At 51.0% G+C, this 22,743-nt stretch carries 16 protein-coding genes; 8 read left to right on the forward strand and 8 right to left on the reverse strand.

The features are described from left to right. The first annotated feature begins 370 nt into the window (after positions 1-370). The 4 genes from DUE52_RS13350 (at position 371) to DUE52_RS13365 (ending at position 7,025) form a co-directional block, all read left to right on the forward strand. Positions 371-682: a DUF6922 domain-containing protein gene (locus DUE52_RS13350; RefSeq protein ID WP_114406520.1), complete on the forward strand. Its 312-nt coding sequence runs from the start codon at positions 371-373 to the stop codon at positions 680-682. Positions 683-698: 16 nt separating this feature from the next. After that, positions 699-4,271: a DNA polymerase III subunit alpha gene (gene dnaE, locus DUE52_RS13355; protein ID WP_114406521.1), complete on the forward strand. Its 3,573-nt coding sequence runs from the start codon at positions 699-701 to the stop codon at positions 4,269-4,271. A gap of 74 nt (positions 4,272-4,345) precedes the next feature. After that, the gene (gene trxA / locus DUE52_RS13360) at positions 4,346-4,666 is read left to right on the forward strand and encodes a thioredoxin (RefSeq protein WP_114406522.1); all 321 of its coding nucleotides are present in this window, start codon (positions 4,346-4,348) and stop codon (positions 4,664-4,666) included. Positions 4,667-4,832: 166 nt separating this feature from the next. After that, positions 4,833-7,025: a penicillin acylase family protein gene (locus DUE52_RS13365; protein ID WP_114406523.1), complete on the forward strand. Its 2,193-nt coding sequence runs from the start codon at positions 4,833-4,835 to the stop codon at positions 7,023-7,025. Between the two features lie 42 nt (positions 7,026-7,067). Here DUE52_RS13365 and DUE52_RS13370 read toward each other — a convergent pair whose 3' ends face one another. From DUE52_RS13370 to DUE52_RS13380, 3 genes are all read right to left on the reverse strand, one after another. Continuing rightward, entirely contained in the window at positions 7,068-7,988 is a 921-nt protein-coding gene (locus tag DUE52_RS13370; protein ID WP_114406524.1) for a DsbA family protein, read from the reverse strand. Between the two features lie 26 nt (positions 7,989-8,014). Then, complete coding sequence (locus DUE52_RS13375; RefSeq protein WP_114406525.1) at positions 8,015-10,117, reverse strand: HRDC domain-containing protein; 2,103 nt, start codon at positions 10,115-10,117, stop codon at positions 8,015-8,017. Positions 10,118-10,251: 134 nt separating this feature from the next. Then, on the reverse strand, positions 10,252-10,731 hold the full coding sequence (locus DUE52_RS13380; RefSeq protein ID WP_222930278.1) for a carbonic anhydrase: 480 nt from the start codon (positions 10,729-10,731) through the stop codon (positions 10,252-10,254). A 233-nt stretch (positions 10,732-10,964) separates the two neighbouring features. On the opposite strand from DUE52_RS13380, the gene DUE52_RS13385 reads away from it, so the two are divergent. Genes DUE52_RS13385 through DUE52_RS13395 form a run of 3 tightly spaced genes read left to right on the forward strand, consistent with a single transcriptional unit; the run spans position 10,965 to position 16,092 of the window. Further along, positions 10,965-11,639 (forward strand): FadR/GntR family transcriptional regulator, encoded by a 675-nt coding sequence (locus tag DUE52_RS13385; protein ID WP_222930279.1) that lies wholly within the window; start codon positions 10,965-10,967, stop codon positions 11,637-11,639. Positions 11,640-11,687: 48 nt separating this feature from the next. Continuing rightward, positions 11,688-14,975, forward strand: coding sequence for an efflux RND transporter permease subunit (locus tag DUE52_RS13390; protein ID WP_114406527.1), 3,288 nt, complete (start codon positions 11,688-11,690; stop codon positions 14,973-14,975). Beyond that, entirely contained in the window at positions 14,959-16,092 is a 1,134-nt protein-coding gene (locus DUE52_RS13395) for an efflux RND transporter periplasmic adaptor subunit (protein WP_114406528.1), read from the forward strand. Before DUE52_RS13390 ends, DUE52_RS13395 begins: the two co-directional genes overlap by 17 nt. An 18-nt stretch (positions 16,093-16,110) precedes the next feature. Here the strand turns inward: DUE52_RS13395 and DUE52_RS13400 are convergent, their stop codons facing one another. Continuing rightward, positions 16,111-17,310 carry an aspartate aminotransferase family protein gene (locus DUE52_RS13400; RefSeq protein WP_374755902.1) on the reverse strand — a complete coding sequence of 400 codons (1,200 nt, stop codon included), beginning with the start codon at positions 17,308-17,310 and terminating at the stop codon, positions 16,111-16,113. Between the two features lie 91 nt (positions 17,311-17,401). Here DUE52_RS13400 and DUE52_RS13405 point away from each other — a divergent pair, with 91 nt between their 5' ends. Beyond that, positions 17,402-18,301, forward strand: a complete 900-nt coding sequence (locus tag DUE52_RS13405; RefSeq protein ID WP_133299835.1) for a hypothetical protein — start codon at positions 17,402-17,404, stop codon at positions 18,299-18,301. Between the two features lie 89 nt (positions 18,302-18,390). On the opposite strand, the gene DUE52_RS13410 is transcribed toward DUE52_RS13405, so the two are convergent. The 4 genes from DUE52_RS13410 to DUE52_RS13425 all read right to left on the reverse strand — a co-directional run bounded on the left by DUE52_RS13410 (position 18,391) and on the right by DUE52_RS13425 (position 22,733). After that, positions 18,391-19,581: a hypothetical protein gene (locus DUE52_RS13410; RefSeq protein WP_114406531.1), complete on the reverse strand. Its 1,191-nt coding sequence runs from the start codon at positions 19,579-19,581 to the stop codon at positions 18,391-18,393. Between the two features lie 53 nt (positions 19,582-19,634). After that, positions 19,635-20,432 carry a type 1 glutamine amidotransferase gene (locus DUE52_RS13415; RefSeq protein ID WP_114406532.1) on the reverse strand — a complete coding sequence of 266 codons (798 nt, stop codon included), beginning with the start codon at positions 20,430-20,432 and terminating at the stop codon, positions 19,635-19,637. A 140-nt stretch (positions 20,433-20,572) separates the two neighbouring features. Beyond that, entirely contained in the window at positions 20,573-21,673 is a 1,101-nt protein-coding gene (locus tag DUE52_RS13420; protein ID WP_114406533.1) for a carboxylate-amine ligase, read from the reverse strand. A gap of 31 nt (positions 21,674-21,704) precedes the next feature. Beyond that, positions 21,705-22,733 carry an ATP-grasp domain-containing protein gene (locus tag DUE52_RS13425; protein ID WP_229312159.1) on the reverse strand — a complete coding sequence of 343 codons (1,029 nt, stop codon included), beginning with the start codon at positions 22,731-22,733 and terminating at the stop codon, positions 21,705-21,707. Positions 22,734-22,743 lie beyond the last annotated feature (10 nt).

Genomic DNA, 22,743 nt, shown 5'->3' on the forward strand with positions numbered 1-22,743 from the left:
CTACTTCAAAAAATCATTTTGCTTTAAAATCACTGCTGACGATGAACGCGATGAAATTGGCGATGCGAGACCTAAACAGTCTCAAAAGTCAATCTACTCTATTGGCTAAGGCTGCGTAACATCAGTTAATAAGCAGTACGGATTGAAATTTGAAACGAATTACCGCGAAGAAAAAATTGCAAATCGCTTATTTATAATTAAATCTCCAATGTTGCCTTCCAATACTTATCAAATATGCCACCCTAATCGACTGCGATTCATGAATGGAGGTTTTACAAAAAATGCAGATGAGATCATACAAGCCATTACTATTGAAGTTCTAAAATAAAGAGGATCTATAACATTGCCAATAGCCAAGAACGCTAAATTGATGAAGCCAGAAATCGGTAAAAACCGCCCCGCTATCTCGCCAACCGCTTTCTGGGATGTCGATTTTGAGCACCTTGACTTCGAAATCAAATCCCGGTTTGTGATTGAGAAAGTATTGAATTATGGCCTCTGGGCGGATATTACCGCTTTATTCCACTACCACGGTTTTGAACGGGTTAAAGCCGAAGTACTCGAAATTGCTTACCTAAAAAAGAAAACGCTTTCGTTTTGTTGCGTTATCTTTGACCTGAAGCCCGAGCAATTTCGATGTTATACACGGCAACAGTCCAGCCCGGTACCCTGGAATTACTAAAGTAACATACATTACCATGCAATTCTCACACCTCCATTGCCACACCCAATATTCGCTGCTCGATGGGCAGGCTGAGATCAAAAAGCTGATTAAAAAAGCCAAATCCGACAACATGCCCGCCGTCGCCATCACCGACCACGGCAACATGTTCGGGGTGTTCGAGTTTGTGGCCGAAGCCGCCAAACAGGGCATCAAACCGATCGTCGGCTGTGAGTTTTACGTCGTTGAAGATCATACCAAAAAGCAGTTTACCAAAGAACAGAAAGACATTCGCTACCACCAACTGCTGCTGGCGAAGAATCCACAGGGCTATAAAAACCTGATCAAACTCTGTTCGCTGGGCTATACGGAAGGACTCTACGGGAAGTACCCCCGGATTACGAAAGAACTGATCGATCAATACAAGGAAGGACTGATTGCGTCCACCTGCTGCATCGGGGCGTCGGTTCCGAAAACCATTCTGAAAAAAGGCGAGGAAGCGGGTGAAAAGGAGTTTCAGTGGTGGCTCGACCGGTTTGGGGAAGATTATTATGTGGAACTGCAACGCCACGAGATTCCCGACCAGATCAAAGTTAACGAAGTGCTGGTCAAGTTCGCCCGGAAATACAACGTCAAAATCATTGCCTCCAACGACTCCCATTACGTCGACCGGGAAGACTGGGTGGCGCACGACATCCTGCTGTGTGTCAATACGAACGAAAAACTGAGTACGCCTTCCGAAAAGGAATTCAATGATGAGGAAGGTTCTAAAAAAGGAACCCGTTTTGCGTTTTTCAGCGACCAGTTTTACTTCAAAAATACCCAGGAAATGTCGACGCTGTTCCGCGATTTGCCGGAAGCGATCGATAACACCAACGAGATTGTCGACAAGGTCGAAACGCTGAAACTGAAGCGTGATATTCTGCTGCCCAACTTCGTGATTCCCGACGGTTTTGCATCCCAGGATGATTATCTCGAATTTTTGACTTTCGAGGGTGCTAAACAACGGTATCGGGTGTTGACGCCCGAAGCCGATGAGCGGTTGCGGTTTGAGCTGGGGGTGATCCGGCAGATGGGTTTTGCGGGCTACTTCCTGATCGTTTCGGATTTCATTCAGGCCGGGCGTGATTTAGGCGTGATGGTGGGGCCGGGCCGGGGCTCGGCGGCAGGTTCGGCGGTGGCCTATTGCATCGGGATTACCAACATCGACCCGATCAAGTACAACCTGCTGTTTGAGCGGTTTTTGAACCCCGACCGGAAGTCAATGCCCGATATTGACACTGACTTTGACGACGAAGGTCGCCAGAAGGTGATCGATTATGTGGTAAAAAAATACGGTAAGCAGCAGGTAGCGCAAATTGTTACCTACGGTACGATGGCGGCCAAATCGGCCATCAAGGATGTGGCCCGCGTGATGGAACTGCCGCTGGCTGAATCGAACGCGCTGGCGAAACTGGTGCCCGACAAGCCGACCTACAACATGACCCTCAAGAAGATTTTTGAGGACTCGATCGATACGCTGGGCATGATGATTCAGCCGGAAGAGGTCGAGAACGTGAAAAAGATGCGGGCCATAGAAGCAGGAAATGACTTGCAGGCAAAAGTGCTGAAACAGGCCCGGAAGCTGGAAGGCAACATCCGGAATACCGGTATTCACGCAGCCGGCATCATCATCGCGCCGGAGGATTTGTCGAACATTGTGCCGGTTTCGACGTCCAAAGAATCCGACCTGATCATTACCCAGTATGAAGGGAAAGTGATTGAGGATGCGGGCGTTATCAAGATGGACTTTCTGGGTCTGCGAAACCTCACGATCATCAAGGAAAGCCTGCGGCTGATCAAGCAAAACCACGGCGGTTTGTTTGTCAACGGGGTCGAAACCGACATTGACGACATTCCGCTCGACGACGAGGAAACGTACAAAACCTTCCAGCGTGGTGAAACGAACGCGATTTTCCAGTTCGAATCCGACGGGATGAAGAAATACATGAAAGACCTCAAACCGGACCGTTTTGAGGACTTGATTGCGATGAACGCCCTCTATCGCCCCGGCCCGATTGCCTACATTCCGAACTTTATCAACCGGAAACACGGGCGCGAAGAAGTCAAATACGACTTGCCCGAAATGGAAGAATATCTGGCGGATACGTATGGCATTACGGTTTATCAGGAGCAATTGATGCTGCTGTCGCAGAAACTGGGCAACTTCACGAAGGGAGATGCCGACGTGTTGCGGAAGGCGATGGGGAAGAAAGACCGCGCAACGCTCGACAAAATGAAGGGCAAGTTTATGGATGGTTGTGCGGCTAACAAGCTGGCCATCAAGACCTGTGAGAAAGTCTGGACCGACTGGGAAGCTTTTGCGTCCTACGCCTTCAACAAGTCCCACTCGACCTGTTACGCCTTTGTTGCGTACCAAACCGCGTATTTAAAAACGCATTACAAGTCGGAATACATGGCTGCGGTTTTGACCAGTTCACTGGGCAACATCGAAAAAATTACCTTCTTCATGGAGGAATGCAAAGCGATCGGCATTCCGGTTTTGGGGCCGGACATCAACGAATCGGAGCGGTTTTTCGGGGTGAACCAGAAAGGAGAAATCCGGTTTGGATTGGGGGCCATCAAGGGCACGGGCGACGCAGCGGTAGATTCCATCATTGAAGAACGCAAAAAAGGCGGGCCGTTTAAAGATGTGTACGATTTCGTGATTCGGATCAATCTGCGAACGGTCAATAAAAAGACGCTGGAAAGTCTGGCCTACGCGGGAGCCTTTGATAATCAGGAGGAATTCCACCGGGCGCAGTATTTTACCCCCGCCGAGGGAGAAACCGCCACGTATATTGAAAAACTGACGCGATACGCCAATAACTACCACGCCGAAAAATCGGCGGCCCAGCAGTCGCTGTTTGGCGGAATTGGCGGAGAACCCAACATTGCCCGGCCTAAACCGCCCGTTGTAGAGCCCTGGAGTGAGATTGAGCGGTTGAAATTTGAAAAAGATGTGGTCGGTTTTTACATCTCCGGTCACCCGCTGGATGAATTTCGGATTGAACTGGAAAGTTTCTGTACGTGTACGCTCGATAAACTGTTCGATGAAGCGAATCAGGGACGGGAAATTACCGTGGGCGGTATTGTGACAACCAAGCAACTCCGGCAGTCGAAAAACGGAAATCCGTTTGTGATTTTCAAGCTGGAAGATTACAACGGAACGGTCGAAATGAGTTTATTCGGGGAGGATTTTGTGCGAATGGGCAATTACATCGAAGAAGGTTTGTTTCTCCATGTAAAAGGTAAACTGCAAAACCGCTGGAACTCCGACGCCTTCGAATTTCGCCCGAATTTTATTCAGTTGCTGACCGAAGTCCGGAAAAAATACAGCAAAGAACTCTGTGTTCAACTCGATTTGAAGCTGATTAACAACGAGTTTGTGGCCAAAATAGCTGATCTGGTGAAGACTTATCCCGGTTCCTGCAACCTGGTGTTGCGGGTAACGGACGATGAAGACCGGGTTGACGTCAGCATGTTGTCGAGGCCGTTTAAAATCTCGCCGGTCAATGAATTACTGAAAGAATTGGACGCGATCGATGGAGTCGGCTATCGTTTGAATTAGTGTTGAACTTTTTTCCAATTCAAAACATTGTACGTACATAAGAGTTAAAGTAGACAAAAAATCGAGATACAATCATGGCAAAAGCGATTGAAATAACCGACGCCAACTTCGCAGAAGTAATCAATTCTGATATACCGGTACTTGTGGATTTTTGGGCTGAATGGTGTGGCCCCTGTAAAATGATCGGACCCGTTGTGGAACAACTGGCTGGCGAATACGAAGGCAAAGCCATCGTGGCGAAAATGGATGTGGACATGAATGCCCAGATTCCGGCCCAATTCGGTATCCGCAGCATTCCGACTTTGATGGTGTTTAAAAACGGAAAAATGGTGGACAAGGTCATTGGTGCCGTTGCCAAATCCGTTCTGGAACAGAAATTAGTAGCCCAATTGTAAGAATTGCGTGCTATTTTATCATAGATTGCCAAAGCCCGACAGCCATGTTGGGCTTTTTTGTTTGCATTTTGGGTGATTGAGTCACAATCTAATTGTCAAAGCTTGCCCGGTTTCGCGTTTTGGCCTATCTTACGAAAGAACGAATACCGTCTTTACACCCAGTACGATGCGATCACTTTTTCTCCTGATTTTTCTCCTGAATTCATTCCCAGCCTGGACGCAGGCTTTCCGTCCCGACGAAGTCAAACGCTGGCAGCAACGGGCGAAAGGCATAACCATCACTCGCGATACCTGGGATATTCCGCATATTTACGGAAAAACCGATGCCGACGTCGTTTTCGGGTTGTTATACACACAATGCGAAGACGATTTTGCGCGGGTAGAAGAAAATTACATCGACGCCATTGGCCGCATGGCTGAGGTCGACGGTGAAGACGCCCTGTACCACGATCTCCGCGCCCGGCTTTTTATGGATACCACGCAGGCCATGGCGATCTACAAAAAATCGCCGGCCTGGATGAAAAAACTGCTGGATGCCTTTGCCGAGGGGACGAACTATTATTTGGCCACACACCCCAATGTCAAACCCCGGTTATTGACCCGGTTTCAGCCCTGGATGCCCCTCATGTTCAGCGAAGGCAGCATCGGCGGGAACCTAAGTGTTATTTCTACGGAGCGGATCAAAGCGTTTTATACCAATTCGAAATGGTCGGCGCAGGCATATGATTTTGAGAAGACCGACCGCGAACCCGTCGGCTCGAACGGTTTTGCCATTGCGCCTTCTAAAACCGCATCGAAAAACGCCATGCTGCTGATTAATCCTCACACCTCGTTCTATTTCCGGTCGGAAGTGCATGTGGTCAGTAAAAAAGGCTTGAATGCGTATGGGGCTGTCACCTGGGGCCAGTTCTTTGTTTATCAGGGGTTTAACCAGAATTGTGGCTGGATGCACACATCGGGTGACGCCGATTCGATGGACGAATACCTGGAAACGGTTGAAAAGAAAGACGGGATTTACCAGTACAAATCCGGTGCGGAATGGCGTCCGGTGAAAACCGAAAAGATCTCGTTGCCCTACAAATCCGGGAATGAAATCAAGCACAAAGACTTTACGATTTACCGCACGCACCACGGTCCGGTGGCGGGTCAGCTCGGTGACAAGTGGATCGCCATTAGCATGATGAACGACCCGCTGAATGCGCTGGCGCAATCGTATCTGCGGACGAAGGCCAAAGATTACAAGAGCTATCAGAACGTCATGAAGCTGAACGGCAATGCGACCAACAACACGGTTTATGCAGACCGCAAAGGAACGATTGCGTACTGGCACGGAAATTTTATCCCGAAACGAAACCCGAAATTCAACTGGAACGAGCCCGTCGATGGGAGCGATCCGGAAACAGACTGGAAAGGCCTGCACGACATCACCGAGATTGTTCAGGTGAAAGATCCGGTCAGCGGCTGGATTCAGAATTGCAATTCAACGCCGTTTTCCGTTTCGGGACCCAGCAGCCCGGCCATCAGCCAGTTTCCGACCTACATGGCACCAGATGCCGAAAATTACCGGGGCGTCAACGCGGTTCAGGTATTGAGCCAGAAGACGGTTTTTACGCTGGACACGCTGATTGTAGCCGCCAACGATCCGCATCTGCCCGGCTTCGACGACCTCATTCCGTCGTTGCTTCAAGCCTACAAAACCGTTTCTGCCAAGTCAGAAGAACCGTCCAAACCACTGGCCGAAGCCATTGACCTGCTAAACAATTGGGATAAAACGTACGGAACAACTTCGGTGGCCACCACGCTGGCGGTTTTCTGGGGTGAAAAGATTCAACGCCTGGCCCGCGCGCAAATCAAAGGTAATCAGCGGTTTGACTTTTTGACGTTTACCGATTACGTCGTGAAAAACACAAGCCCGGAGGATAAAGTGAAGATGCTCGCCGAGGTGCTGGAGGAACTCACACGAGACTTTGGCACCTGGAAAACCCCCTGGGGCGACATCAACCGGTTTCAGCGGCTGACCGGAAAAATTAAAGAAACCTTCGATGATCAGAAGCCCAGCTTTCCGGTCGGGTTCACCTCCGCCACCTGGGGATCGCTGGCGTCGTTTGGGGCAAGGACCTATCCCGGAACGAAAAAAAGATACGGTAGTGTGGGCAATAGTTTTGTCGCTGTCGTGGAGTTTGGCGATCGCGTAAAAGCCCGGACGGTTGTCAACGGTGGCCACAGCAGCGACCCTGCTTCCCCGCATTTCAATGATCAGTCCGCGCTATTCAGCGCCGGAAAATTCAAAGACGTCTGGTTCTACCCGGAAGATATTCAGCAGCATGTTGGCAAAACGTATCACCCGGGAGAAAAATAAATGACATTCCGCCTGCGATCAAAACCGCAGGCGGAATGCTTCCTAATTAACAGAAAGCCACAAAAACCCATTTTTGGAGGACACGCGTTCAATCGAACCCGCTTTTTCCCAATCGGAAAGTATTTTCTCGGCACTTGCGAAATTCTGCCCGGTAATTACCGCAAATTCCTGGGTGGTCAGACTGCGAAATTTGTGAAACAGCTCCATTGCCGGTGACATAAAAGCCGTTTTCTGAATGTCAGGTTTTAGAAAGTGCAGTTCTTCTTCGAACAGGGAGTACGGTTTGAAGCCATAGATTTTGGTTTGTCGGGTAGCCGTTTCGAGAAACAGGGTTGGAAATCCGCGCACACCCAACCGTTTGGCAAAAGCCAGGTCGTCTTCAAAACCGGCTATAGCACTGTGTTCATAATCGAACCGGAACCGTTCCACATCAAGCCCAACCCAGGAGGCTGCCTGAGCGAGATGCTCCCACCTCGTGATATTTTTCTTGTGCAGGAAAACCATTTCACGAATGAGCCGCAGAAACAGGATGGCTTTTTCCGGACTTTGGTACCGGGCTGCTACAAACGCCACGGAGGGCGGATAGGAGGAAGGAAGCGGATCTTCCAGCCAGACATCGCCATCGATGGGCATCTGGTAATGCTGGCTAACTTCGTCCCAGTGGTGGGCCACATCGGCGGGTTTGCTAATGCCGCCACTGTTGTAAACGTCCCACGAAGGCAGCAAACCGCCCATGCGATAGTCGATGGTCAAAGACCGGCCATATTCCAGCTTCAATTTGCGAAGCTGCGGTTCAATGCCCCAACAGGTCGAACAAATCGGATCGGTAAAATACGTAATGTGAATTTGATCGACCGGAGTGCCGTCGGAAACTGAGGCCAATGGTTCATTTCCGGCACTTAACACGTGATCCGGAATTTCGCAGACACCCGAAACCGGGTTGCACAGAAGTGGATTAGTCATTGTATTGATAAACAGGTTGTATGAATCTAGTCGGTAAACTCCCGGATAATGCTCAGGACTTCTTCGCCGATCATTTTGACTTTCGTTTTTCCGAACCCTTTTACGGTTAATAATTCATCCAGCGTTTTGGGCCGGATGCGGCTTAGTTCCAGAATCGTTTTCCGGGGAAGCACCATGTATCCGGCGCTGTCGTTTTCCCCGGCCAGATCGTCCCGCCATTTCGTCAGGGCTTTGTAGAGGCTGGTACCGGCTTTATTGCCGCTGCTTTCGGATGGCTCACCGGCTTTCCGACGGTCCTTCAATTTCCGGTTTGGCTGAAAGACCAGTTCGGATTCGTTCCGGGCTTTCAGATAAGCCAACGCTTCAAAACCGCTCCGGCAACCGTCGAAACAGTGCATTTTGATGAACAGTTCTTTTTCGAGTTCTTCCAGCGATTCGCGCAGTGACTCCTGAACGAGTTTATTATCGGAACCGGTTGGATAATGATAAAGAATGGGTAATAGTTCATTGTTGACCAGGTTGTAGAAGTAAACGCCCGCTTTTCGAATGCGCTCTTGTAACGGCTGGTTATCCTCCGGCAAGAGACTTTCGGCGAAGTAAGCCGGGAGCTGTTGGCGGAACCGTGTGGCCAGACTACCGGCTTTTTCGTGGAAGAGGTTTTTGAAATGACTCAGGATTTGCTCAGCCCCTTCGTCCAGACTGGCCGCATTTTCGACCACCAGCCGAAGCGATTTGTTGATTAAATACTCCGATCGGTCGAATAAAAACAGGTCCAGCAACAGGTTTTCCTGGTTGACTTGTTTCGAATTCCACAACTCCTGTTCGTCGGGCGTTTGCAATTGAACCTGTTCGTGAAATTCCTCCAACATCAGCTCGGTTTTGATGCTGTGGGATGGAATGGGTGCGCGCAGCACCATACCATCCAGCGATTTACAGCGGCTCAGTGCCACATACACCTGCCCGTGGGCAAAAGCCGAAGCCGCATCGATGATCGCTTTTTCGAACGTCAGTCCCTGGCTTTTATGAATCGTAATGGCCCAGGCCAGTTTGAGGGGATATTGAACAAATTTACCGACCGGTTCTTCTTTAATTTCATTCGTAGTCGCATCCAGGGAGTACCGGATATTCGTCCACTCCATTCGATCCACGGCAAGTGTTTCGGTTTCTTTGGGACATTTGACATAAATAAAATCGTCGTCGATGTCAGTTATCCGCCCGATTTTTCCGTTGTAAAACAGTTTTTCGCGGGAAATGTCGTTTTTGACAAACATCACCTGAGCGCCAACTTTCAGTTCCAGACTGGCTTCGGTTGGGTAAGCGTGGGCCGGAAAGTCGCCTTCGATGGTGGCTTCAAAGGTGTGGGAGGACGTCTTTAAAGCCCGCAATTTCTGGTTGTTGATTTGCTGGGCCGCGTTGTTGTGGGTCGTCAGGGTGATGAATCCTTCGCTGTCGTCCGGTGAAAAATCAGCAATGTACCGTTGGTTCAACTCGTCCAATTGCAAACGCGTGACGCGTTTTTCGCGAATGCTGTTCAGGATGTCAATAAAACGCTGGTCGGATTGCCGGTAAATGTGCTGTAGTTCAATGGAAATGTACGGTGTTTTTCGCAGGGCGCGGCTCCCGAAAAAATAGCCGGTTTCGTAATACGGTTTTAGAAAAGCCCAGTCATCGTCCCGAATCACCGGCGGCAACTGCTGCATGTCGCCAATGAGCAGCAACTGCACACCACCGAAGGGTTCCGGGCGGTGGCGGTAGCGTCGCAACACCTCATCGATGCCATCGAGCACATCGGCGCGAACCATGCTGATTTCATCGATAATCAACAGATCCAGTGTCCGGAATAATTTGATTTTTTCCCGGTTTATTTTTTTGGATTCCTGGCCTGCCGTTCCCGGAACCAATGGGCCAAACGGCAATTGAAACAACGAGTGAATGGTGACGCCCCCGGCGTTGATAGCGGCCACGCCGGTGGGAGCAACCACCGCCAGTCGTTTGGATGTCAACTGTTTAATCTCGTGCAAAAACGTCGTTTTTCCCGTGCCCGCTTTTCCCGTCAAAAAGACATTACGATTCGTATGCAGAACGAAGTCGTGCGCAAGTTGGAGCTTTTCGTTAACAATGGTGGGCATAAAGTAACATAATGTAAATTCAAGACCGTCAGAGAGTTACATTAAGTTTTAAGAACTCGCCGGTCATTCCTGAAAGGATCTCAAGATACGAAAAGGAATGATCACAGACTATGCATTTCGGGCCTTTTTGATTTCTATACGTTGGGCGATGCCGGCAGGTATTCGAGTATGGAAACCTCACCCCGCAAGTCCATCAGAAGCGTTCTGACATTCAAGGTATACTGGTGGGCATCACTCCACGAATGAATCCGTTTTGCCAACTCAACCGCATGGATCTTGTGAAGTTCCTGTTCTTTTTTCTGATCTTCCGTTGAATCGTCAAAGGTACCTTCGTCGCCCAGGAATTTCTCGTAAGCCCCGCAATGGCGGTGTTCGAGAATATAGACATCCTGAATACCATGCAGTTCCACTGCCGTTTCGATGTGTTGAAAAAAGACCTCGTTCCAGGCACCATGCAGGTTGGCTCCCAGCGAACTACCGGCTAAAATAAACTGGTCGTACCGATTGGCCAGGTTGTCACGGTGCATAAACCGCACGATGTCGTCCAGCAGCCGCAGATCCATACAACTCAACAAAAGAACATTTTTACGGGGAGCGGGGTAGGTACTGGGCATGATTGACTTTTGCTTAGTATGAGAATGTGAAGTGTAATTTTAAGTGGCCTCCGCCTGCAATATACGGTATTCAAGGTAAACAGGAGGCACTTTTTGGCTTGAATTGTATTTGAAATAGCACTATTCTCTTAACAAGCGTTACTTATCGAATCTGTCGGTTTAATGAAAAAATCATATTGCTTCCATACCTTGCGCTTTTGCCGTATACGACTTATTTTTACTCATCAGATGATATGATGACTACTGATACGATCCTTATCAAGCGCGAAAGTCTGGCCGATGCGGTTGTCAACAAGCTCCAGCACCAAATCGCGTCGAATCACTACAAAATTGGCGAAAAGCTCCCTTCCGAACCTGAACTCATGCAGCAGTTTGGCGTGGGCCGCTCGACCATCCGCGAAGCCATCCGCATCCTGGCCAACAAGGGGTTGATCCGGGTGCAGCAGGGACTGGGTACCTTCGTGGAACTCCAGCAGAACAGCGTCGAACCATTTCACCAGAGTCTGTCGCGGGCCGAGGGCGACGATGTGAACGAGGTTCGTCAGTTGCTGGAACTCAAAATTGCCGAAAAAGCCGCCCTGAACCGGACGCAGGAAGACATCGAACTCATGACCGGTTATCTCGAGAAACGGCACGAGGCCGCCCTGCAAAACCGCCCGGAAGAATGCATCGAAGCGGATATTCAGTTTCACATCCGCCTGGCGATGGCGTCGAAAAATGAAGTTCTCGTGGATCTCTACAGGATCATAGCCAATAAAATGAAGAAGTCGTTCATGGAAGTTTTTATAACGACGGAGACGTTGCTGAGTAAACAGAACATGCACACCTCCCTGCTGCAAAGTGTCGCCGACCGTGATCCTAAAAAAGCATGGTATTGGGCGGCAAAGATTACGGGCCAGATCCGGTAGTGCGTTCGATACCCGTAGATTCCAACTTCTAACCAATACCAGTACGTTATGGATTTAATCCGATCAGCCCTTCGTAAACCCATTACCGTGCTGGTACTGGTTGCGGGATTATTTTATTTCGGTGTCGGTGCCGTTCGCACGATCAAAATCGACATTTTTCCCAATCTGGATTTGCCGGTTATTTATATTTCTCACCCCTTTGGCGGCTACACGCCCAACCAGATGGAGTCGTTTTTCGGGAAACAGTACGTCAATCTGTTGCTCTACGTGTCGGGCGTTAAAAGCATCGAAACCAAGAACATTCAGGGGCTTACGCTGATCAAACTGTCGTTTTACGAAGGCACGAACATGGCCCAGGCGGCCGCTGAAGTGTCGTCGTATACCAACCGGGCGCAGGCTATTTTTCCACCCGGGTCCCAACCACCTTTCATTCTTCGGTTCGATGCGTCGACGCTGCCGGTGGGACAGTTGGTATTGAGCAGCCCGATCCGAACCAACAACGAATTACAGGATTTAGCCAACGTCTATGTCCGGGCGCGGTTCAGTGCCATTCCGGGTCTGGTGGCTCCGGCCCCCTTTGGTGGTAACTCGCGAACGATTGTGATCCGGGCCGATCCGGCACTGCTGCGCTCCCACAACCTGACGCCCGACCAGCTCGTACTGGCTTTGCGGGCCAACAACCAGGCGACGCCGGCGGGTAACGTGCGGGTGGGCGATCTGAATTATTTTACGCCGGCCAACACCACCATCCGGGAGGTGAAAGACTTTGGAAACATTCCGTTGTATACCGGATCAGTTCAGAGTTTGTATCTGAAAGATGTGGCGCAGGTAGAAGACGCGGCTGATATTACGTCGGGTTATGTGCTGGTGAATGGCCGCCGGTCGGTGTATTTGCCCATTACCAAATCGGCGGATGCGTCGACCTGGGAAGTGGTGCAGAATTTGAAAAAAGAGCTGCCTAATTTTCAGTCGTTATTACCCGAAGACGTTACGTTATCGTATGAATTTGACCAGTCAGTTTACGTCATCAATTCGGTCGAAAGTTTGATCACCGAAGGCGTCATTGGGGCGATTTTAACCGGGTTGATGGTCCTGCTTTTCCTGGGCGATCCACGGGGTGCTCTCATCGTGATTATCACCATTCCGATCTGTATTATTTCCGGGGTTTTATTCCTGTCGTTATTCGGGCAAACCATCAACATTATGACGTTGAGCGGTTTGTCATTAGCCATCGGGATTCTCGTGGATGAATCGACGGTAACGATCGAGAATATTCACCAGCACCTGGACATGAAAAAGCCCAAAGCGCTGGCGATCTGGGATGCCTGTCAGGAAATTGCCTTTTCCAAACTGCTGATTCTCTTTTGTATCCTGGCGGTTTTTGCCCCGGCCTTTACCATGAAGGGTATACCAGGGGCTTTGTTTTTACCGCTTTCGCTGGCGATTGCTTTTTCCATGATTACGTCCTACATCATGGCCCAGACGCTGGTGCCGGTATTGGCGAACTGGCTGATGAAAGCACACGTCATCAAAACCAACGGAAAAGCCGGGAAACACGACGCCCAACAGGCCCAGTCGCTTCCGGTAACGGCCCTGTCGTCGGAAGAACGAATCCTGAGCGGAAAACAGAAATTAGCGCACCAGGCTGACCTCAATAACGACGGAAAAATTGGCCGTTTCGAGCGGCTACGGATTAATTTCGTGCGCTTTATTTCGTGGACTCTTCCGTATAAAAAATCCATAACCGTTGGCTATGTAGTGGTCGCACTGGCCAGTACGGCTTTCTTTTTGAGCACCATTGGTCGCGATGTTTTACCGCGCGTCAACGCCGGTCAGTTTCAGGTTCGGCTGCGCGCGCCGGATGGTACCCGACTTGAAAAAACCGAGCTTACCATGTTGAAGGCCATCGATATTTTGCACCAGTTGGTGGGGAAAGAAAATGTCGATATTACCTCCGCCATGGTGGGTATGCACAGCTCCCAGTTTTCAACCAGCCCGATTTATCTCTTCATGGCCGGGCCGCAGGAAGGCGTTTTACAGGCGAGTTTAAAACCCGATTATGACGTCGATCTGGATCAGTTAAAGGACCAGTATCGGGCCAAAATGAAGGAAGCTTTGCCGGATATAAAAATGTCGTTCGAGCCGATTGAACTGACCGATAAAATCCTCAGCCAGGGTTCACCGACGCCCATTGAAGTGAAGGTGATCGGGAAGAACAAACCGCAAAACGAGGAGTATGCCAACAAGGTGATTGCCAGTCTGAAAAAGATCCCGTATCTGCGGGATATTCAAATTGGTCAGGCGGTTAATTATCCGGCCATCGACATCGAAATCGACCGCGTCCGGGCGGCCCAGTTGGGAACGGACATCTCGGCGATTTCGCGTTCGTTGACGGCCTCGACTTCGTCGTCGCGGTTTACCGAAAAAAACGTCTGGATCGATCCGAAAAGTGGTCAGATGTACAGCGTTCAGGTGGTGGTGCCGGAAAGTAAGATGGCGAACCTCAGCGATATTGGCGAAATTCCGGTGACACCCAATGTCAACCGCCCGGTTCTGAGCGATGTGGCAACCATAAAAAAAGGCCGGACCTACGGCGAAAATGATAACATTGGCGCGATACCGGTTTTGTCGGTCACCGCGAATCTGAACGACATGGATTTGGGAACGGCCACGGTTGATGTTAAAAAAGCCATTGCCGATCTGGGGGAATTGCCGCGCGGATTAACCATTGAAACCCGGGGGCTGACGCAGGTGCTAACCGAGACTCTGGACAGTTTACAAACCGGTTTATTAACCGCCATTATCGTGATTTTCCTGATGCTGGCGGCTAACTTCCAGTCGTTTAAAGTGTCGCTGGTCGTTTTGTGTACTGTTCCGGCGGTTTTGGCGGGTTCCCTGGCCTTATTGCTGCTGACGGGCTCAACGCTCAACCTGCAATCGTACATGGGCATGATTATGTCCGTGGGGGTATCCATTTCCAATGCGGTTTTGCTGGTGACCAACGCCGAACAGTTGCGAATGAAAAACCACAATGCCCTGCTGGCGGCCAAAGAAGCCGCTTCGCTGCGGATGCGACCCATTCTGATGACCAGTGTGGCGATGGTGGTGGGCATGCTCCCCATGGCCCTCGGATTTGGTGAAGGCGGTTCGCAAACCGCCCCGCTGGGCCGGGCCGTCATCGGCGGGCTGATCGCTTCAACTTTTGCGGCTTTGCATATTTTGCCGCTGGTATTTGCCTGGGTGCAGGAAAAATCATCGACCCAGTCTGTATCGTTAGACCCTGAAGACAAAGAAAGTAAACATTATATTCCCGGCGTATATGAATCGGTTAATTAACAGAGTAGGGTATTCAGTATTGGCGGTTTTTTCCGGAATTCTGGTGGTCAGTTCGTTGAATGGCTGCCACTCGAGCGAGGGGAAAACAGAAAAGACAGCCGTGGCGGAGGAGCTGCAACCACTGGAAGTTATTGCGTTGCGCAAGGGCAAACTCTCGTCGAGCCTGCAGATTCCCGGTGAACTCGTAGCGTTTCGGGATGTGGATATCTACGCCAAGGTGAGCGGTTTTATCAAGTCCATTCATGCCGATGTGGGGACGGAGGTGAAGGAAGGACAGTTGCTGGCCCTGGCCGAAGCCCCCGAACTGAACGCGCAACTGTCGGCGGCCCAGTCGAGACTGAAGTCGCAGGAAGCGTTGTACATTGCCAGTAAGGCCAATTACGATCGCTACGTGGATGCCGCCAAAACGCCGGGAACCGTCGCTCAGACGATGATTGAACAGACCCTGGCGAAAAAGGAATCGGACATGGCCCAACTGGAAGCCGCCAAATCATCGTACCGGGAAGTGTCCGACATGCGGAAATACCTGGAAATCCGGGCACCTTTCAGCGGGATTATCAGTCTGCGGAATGTCAGCACCGGGGCCTACATCGGGCCGTCGGGCAAAGGGTCGGAGTTTCCGCTGTTTGTGTTGACGGAACAAAAACGGCTGCGGCTGGTCATTGCCGTTCCTGAAGCCTACACGGGGTATGTTGACCTGAACGACGAGGTGACGTTTACCGTGAAAGCCTATCCCGATAAAAAATTCAGCGGAAAGGTGAAACGACTGGCGGGAGCGCTCGATAAACGCCTACGTTCTGAAAGAACCGAAGTGGATGTGGTCAACAACGACCGCAAACTCCTGCCGGGCATGATTGCTGAGGTGACCATTCCGTTGCCGACCAAAAACACGACTTTCGTGGTGCCAAAATCCGCCGTGATCAATGCCACAACGGGTGTTTTCATCGTCAAAGTGATCAATCAGAAGGCCGAATGGGTTCCGGTTCAGAAAGGGCTTGAAGACGGCGACAGCGTCGAGGTGTTTGGCGAAGTGAAAGAAGGCGATCAGATCCTGACCACCGCCACGGAAGAAGTCCGGAACGGTTCGGCCATTCGTTCGGTAAAACAACGGACGTAGTCGCCGGAGAGCCGGTTTTCAGGAATCAATGGCGTTTAAAATAACCGCACAGGCCTCCCGAATCTGCTCCTCGGTAATGATGAGCGGGGGTGCAATGCGCATGGAATTATCGCAGAATAAAAACCAGTCCGTAATCACGCCCTTCGCAATGGCCCGGTCGATAACCGGTTTTAAAACGTCGAACGATTCAAATTCAGCCGCCAGCATCAGCCCTTTGCCCCGGACTGCCTGAATGGCCGGATGAACCAGCAACTGCTTGAACAACTGGCCTTTGGCTTCGGCCTGTTCGTGTAATTTTTCGTCCTGAACAACGCGCAGGGTGGCCAGCGAAGCCGCCGAGCAAACCGGGTGGCCGCCAAACGTCGTGATGTGTCCCAGAATCGGGTTGGTTTTGAAAACGCTCATGATCTCGGCGGAACTGATGAACGCGCCAATCGGCATGCCGCCCCCCATGCCTTTGGCGCAAACCAGCACGTCGGGTACGACCCCAAAATCTTCGAAAGCCCAGAAGGTTCCGGTTCGCCCAAAACCGGTTTGAATTTCATCGAAAACCAGCAATGCGCCCACCTCCGTACACCGCTTCCGCACCGCCTGAAGATACGACGCTTCCGGCCCGCGAACGCCCGCTTCGCCCTGCACCACTTCCATAATGACGGCAGCGGTTTTTTGGGTGATTTTCTCAAGGTGCTGCCAGTCACCGTGCTGGATGTGCCGAATACCGGGGAGGAGGGGGCGGAAGCTTCGTTTGAAATTTTCGCTCCCGGATAAGGAAAGCGCGCCCTGCGTGGCTCCGTGGTAGGCATTGAAACACGAAATGATTTCCCGCCGACCCGTAAACCGTTTGGCCAGTTTCATGGTGCCTTCGATGGCCTCCGTGCCGGAGTTGGTGAAATAGACGCTGGACAGCGGTTCCGGCAGCGTTTGGGCCAGCGCGTGGGCCAGTTCGACCTGGGGTGTCTGCACATATTCGCCATACACCATCAAATGCAGGTATTTGTCCAGTTGCTCCTGAATGGCCGCCAGCACCCGCGGATGGCGGTGACCGACATTGCTCACACCGATACCGGAGATCAAATCGATGTAGCGCTGGCCGGAACCGTACAGATAAATGCCCTCCGCCCGCTCGATTTCGAGCGCCAGGGGAAAGTCGGATGTTTGGGCGACGTGCTGAAAAAACAGTTGCCGATGGGTTACTACTGTGTTGTTCTTCAAGGAAATAGTTAGTTGCCGGTGCAAAAATACACCTATTAAACGCTTGGGCGAAATCGGTAAGTTTATTAACTTTAATCGTTATGAATTTTTCCTGCCTATGAAGCTAATCTACCTGTCTGTTATTCTGGGAATTTTGCTGGTTTCGAAGGGGTGGTCCCAGGACGTTTACTACGAACCAGGTCAGTCGCATATTCCCGGAACGTATGATTTTCTGCTCAAAAATGGCACCACGATACGCGGCCAATTCGTCCGGCGGGATAGCGCTTCGTATCTCATCCGGACCAAAAAGGAGGGCGACCGGCTGTTGGCAGCCCATGAGATTCAGCGCGCCGATCTGGTTGGCGGCACCCTCCGCAGCGGCCCCGACTTTCCGAACGGTTTCCCCTTCCGATTATTTTTGATGCCCACGGCGTATATGCCGGAAAAAAAGAGCCTCTATTTTCAAAGCAGCTACGTTTTATTCAGTCGGCTGGATGTGGGAATCACCAAAAACCTGAGTGTGGGCACAACCTTTCAGACCCTGAATCCGCGGAATTTTCACACGTTTTCGGCCAAATACGGTGCCAAACTGCTGCCCAGAACCCACATCGCGCTGAATGTCCAATATATCGGGATTCGTCTGAACGAACACTTGTTAACCAAACTGGGACTCGCCCAGGGCGTGGTGACCGTGGGCGATGCCGAGCGCAACATAACCGTGGGAGCCGGGGTTACTTTCTCCCGGCAGGGCATTGCTTCGTCGGGTGTCGTCACCATCGGCTACGTCCGCAAACTGACGCCGGACCTGACGTTCATCAATCAGAACAACATTCTGGTGGGAGAGGCCATCGAGCCGCAATATACCTACCTGTCCGGTTTGACCTCGGCGGGCTTGCGTTTCAACCGCCGTCGACACGCGTTCGATACGGCGCTTCTGCTGCCCATCTACAGTTCCAACGGCCTGGTTCGCACCAGCCCACTGCCGTATCTGAGTTATATGGTTCGGATTGGGAAGTGAGTGTAGAATAGAGAGGTGAGACAAGAGAGTAAAGACTAAAAACCGTTAAGGAGGTCTTTACTCTCTTGTCTCACCTCTCTATTCTACACTCACTCTTCAAAAAAACACACCGTTCCGCCCACCCAATCGAAGTCTTTGTTGAACCGAACACCAATCATTTCGCCCCGGCTTAAGCGTGCCAGATTAGTCAGGAGCGTCGGGCGCGGGTCTTTCTCGTGCCAAATGTAGAGCATCCGGATTTCGCACTTCACCAACCCGTCCGGCGACTGAATAACCGGTTCGTATTTGACTTTTTTCTGGAGTAAATAATTCTCTTTGTCAGAAATTGAATCCAGATCTTCCTTTGAAATATTCAGCATAACGCCACTGCCCGCGAAAGAAAAAAGCGGTTTTAAAACGTAATTTTCCAGATCGTCGGGATAGGTTTTTACCTGGTCCAGGTACTGACTGGTCGGCACGTAAGGGCTGTTCAGCAGAGGCAGCGTGTGTTTACTGATGCGGAAAAACCAGTTCGGGTGTCCAATCCATTCAACGTCTACATCGTCCGTCAACGAGAAAGCGGTTTTTAGCTCCGGAAAGTTTTCTAACTCGTCAAATATCAGTCGGTTATAGATGCGTTTGATGTGATAACGCTGTCCGTCTTTTTCGTAAAAAAGCTTCCGTCCTTCCTTCTGTATGTTCGTCAGGCAAACCGCTTCGATGCCCAGCATCTGGTGGGTGATGGCAAAGTCGATGCGGGTTTTCTGTTTTTCCGGGTAAATTTCCAGCAGAATCACCTGCTCCGGCGGCTCCGTTCCGATGATCAGCCGACGCAGATGCTGGCGGTAGGTTTCGTCGGAATCGACATCGAACAGGTGATTGAAACCGTCGGGAATGGGAAAGTAGTTTCTGAAATTACCGGACAAATAAGACTGAAAACCGAATATCGACGGAAAGCCCTGCAATTCGATCAACTGCGGGAGTAAATCGCCGTTTTTATCTTTGCAAATGGCAAAGTCGATGGCTAGAAAAGACGTATGTTCATTCTCATTCGGTACCCGCTGGCCCGGCGGAATGGCGCCTTCCGACCACGCTTTAAACTGCTCATCGGTGATCGTATCAACAATCGAATCGCAGGCTTCCAGAATCCGGTTTTTCAAGGCCAATGGGACAAAAACCGGGGTTTCGGCCACCCGAAAATCCAGTTGTCCCGGATAATCGTGGTGAATCTGATCCAAAAAAGCCCGGTAATTTTCCGGGCTGAATGCTTCATTGTAGGCCTGACGAATCGATTGGATCATAGTGGTTGGACGTGACCCGGATGTCTGAAAACCGGGCCACGTTTTAAAGGTGTTCAGATGGTTTGGCGCAGAAAATCCGGAATCAGTACCGATTCGGTCAGTCCGATTTTTTGAGGGTCCAGTAGCGACTCGACCATTTCGTTGTATTTTTCTTCGCCGTGGTTCTCGACAATCTGCTGTTTCTTCTCGTCTTTCATGAAATACCGCAACATGCCTTCGCCGTCGGCTTCCGGGTGAAACTGGGTTCCAAACACCTCGTCGGTAAACCGGACGGCCATGATCGCCCGTTCGTAGTCGACATGGGGGCGGATTTTTTCCAGACACAACACCTTGGCATCCAGCTCACTGATGCGCTCCCAATTGGGTTCAGTGAGTTGGTAATCCCGCGAATCGACCGCAAAAAACGGATCGGGTAATTTCTGAAACAGCGGATCGGTTTGACCTTCGTCGGTTTTGTGAATCGGGAAAATACCAAAGGAGGTCGACCGCCGTTTGCTGATGGTTCCGATGCCGAGGTGCCGTGATACCAACTGAAACGAATGGCAAATCAGAAATAGATATTTCTTTTGATTGCTCGTCCGGTTGTGCGAAAAAAGCTGGTCGATCAACTCAAAATAAGGTTCTTCCCAGGGCTCATCGCTCGGCAGCGGACTGCCGGGACCCCCACTCGAAATGTAAATATCGTAGTCGAGTCCGGGAATTTCGTTCTTGCCACGGACATCGAAAACCGTATGCGTTAATTCAAGCTGTTCTTTTTCGCTGATGTTCCGGATTAGTTGCAGAATACAGCGCATGCCTTCATTCGGGACATTGTTGTATAGGTCCAGAACGGCCACTTTCATAGTTTCCATTGGGTACGTTTCAAAGCTACAGTAAACCCCCAACCGAAGCGTCGGCCCGGCCCCTGAAGGGGGCTTATCGCACTCAGTATAAGCCCCCTTTAGGGGCCGGGCCGACGCTTCGGTTGAGGGCAATCATATCTAAAAGATAACTATCTCAAACCGTGAGAAGTTTCCTCCACGATGTAATCCACAACACGCTTGAGATCATTGGTTTGCCGAAAAACCGCCAACTGCCGGTCGGCACCGGTACCCATTTCGAGAATGGTTTTGACATATTCGACATCTTTCCGGCTGCCGAGTTCGTCGACCACATCGTCGATGAAATCGAGCAGTTCCTGCGCCAGGGTGTGGTAGGGAACCTCCTCCTGCTTGCCGAAGTCGATCAGTTTTCCTTCAATACCGTACCGGGCCGCCCGCCATTTGTTTTCGTTGATCAGCAGCCGGCGATAGGGCCTGAAATTCAGGTTCTGCTTGTGGAGTTTGTGGATCTTCACCACCAGCGCCTGCATCACGGCCGCCAGACAAATCGTTTCATCGACCCGCATCGGCACGTCACAAATCCGGAATTCGATGGTGTCGAAAAACGGATGGAGCCGGATGTCCCACCAGATTTTCTTGCCGTTGTCGATGCAGTTCGTCTTGACCAGCAGGTTGATGTAATCGTCATATTCGGCCGCCGACGAAAAATAGTCGGGAATGCCCGTTCGCGGAAATTTGTCAAACACCTTGGAACGGTACGACTTGAAACCGGTATTTCGTCCGCACCAAAACGGCGAATTGGTCGACAGGGCATACACATGGGGCAGAAAATACCGCAAAGCGTTCATGATGTGAAGTCCTTCGTTGCGGTTTTCGATGCCGACGTGAACGTGCAGGCCAAAAATCAGGTTCGAGCGGGCCACGTCGCGCATCTCATCGATGAGCTTGTCGTAGCGTTCGTTGTCGGTGATGAGCTGATCCTGCCAGTCGGAAATGGGGTGGGTGCCCGCTGCCGCAATCCGCAGGTTCTGCTTGTCGGCCAGGTCGAGAACCATCTTGCGGAGGTAGGTAACTTCCTCGCGGGCTTCGTGAATGTTCGTGCAGATGTTCGTGCCGACTTCCACCACGGCCTGGTGCATCTCGGCTTTCACCCGTTCCTGCAACTGAATTTGACCGCCCTCCACAATTTTCGACATGTGCGAACGCAATTCGCGCGTGACGGGGTCGATCGTCTGAAATTCTTCTTCGATTCCTAACGTGAATACTGGCATGAAACAGAGTTGGGCTGCGTGAACCGATTCCTTATTTTGCTTTTTTCGCCTTTTTCTTTTCGACGGGTGCTGCCACCGGTTCTTCCACCAGTGTTTCCGGAACAAAAAGCCGACCCTGCGATGAGCTTTGAATATACGAACCCCAGGTCAGGTTGTCTGCCCCCGGTTTTTGGGCTTTCGCCCTTGCAATGGCCATCGTGGCGGCTGCTTCCACAACCCAGTCGAAATTGGCCTGGCCCACCGAATGAATATCGGCGTCCGGGGCCGGGTTGCAGAAGTCAATGGCGTAGGGAATGCCGTCGCGGATGGCAAACTCGACCGTGTTAAAATCGTAACCCAGCGCCCGGTTGAGGGCGATGACGTAGTCTTTAACGGTGGCCATCAATTTTTTGTAGGCATCGCCGGTTACTTTCGGTTCAGCCGCGTAGCGCAGGTGGTGCGGGTTGCGCGGTTCGTAGGGCATAATCCGGACGTCGGTGCCGCCGATGCAGTAGCAGCGGAAATAATCATCGAAAATGATTTCTTCCTGCAACATCATCACCAACTGGGCGGTTTCGGCGTATTTTTCCCACAGATCCTCCGCGTTGTAGATTTTGTAAACACTTTTCCAGCCACCGCCGGAATGCGGTTTCATGTAAGCGGGAAAACCGATGTACTTGAAAATGAACTCCCAATCCATCATTTTCAGGTTGCGGAACGAGTTTTCGTTCGTGTCGTCGGGTCGGTCTTTCGAGGGCAGCAGGACGGTGTTCGGAACCGGCACATTCAGTTTGGTCGCAATCGCATTGTTAAAAAACTTCTCGTCGGCACTCCACCAGAAGGGGTTGTTGATGACGGCGGTTCCGCTCAGGGCTGCGTTTTTGAGGTAGGCCCGGTAAAACGGAACGTCCTGTGAAATCCGGTCGATGATGACGGCGTAGTCGGTGGCTTCGCCCTGAACGACTTTGTCGATGGTCACAAATTCGGCCACGATGTCGGTTTCATTTTTGCTGTTGACGCGGTCGACGAAGGCTTGCGGAAAGGAGTTTTCCTGCCCAAATAGTATTCCAATTTTCTTCATATGCGTTTTA

The sequence above is a fragment of the Larkinella punicea genome (assembly GCF_003334855.1).
Lineage (GTDB): Bacteria > Bacteroidota > Bacteroidia > Cytophagales > Spirosomataceae > Larkinella > Larkinella punicea.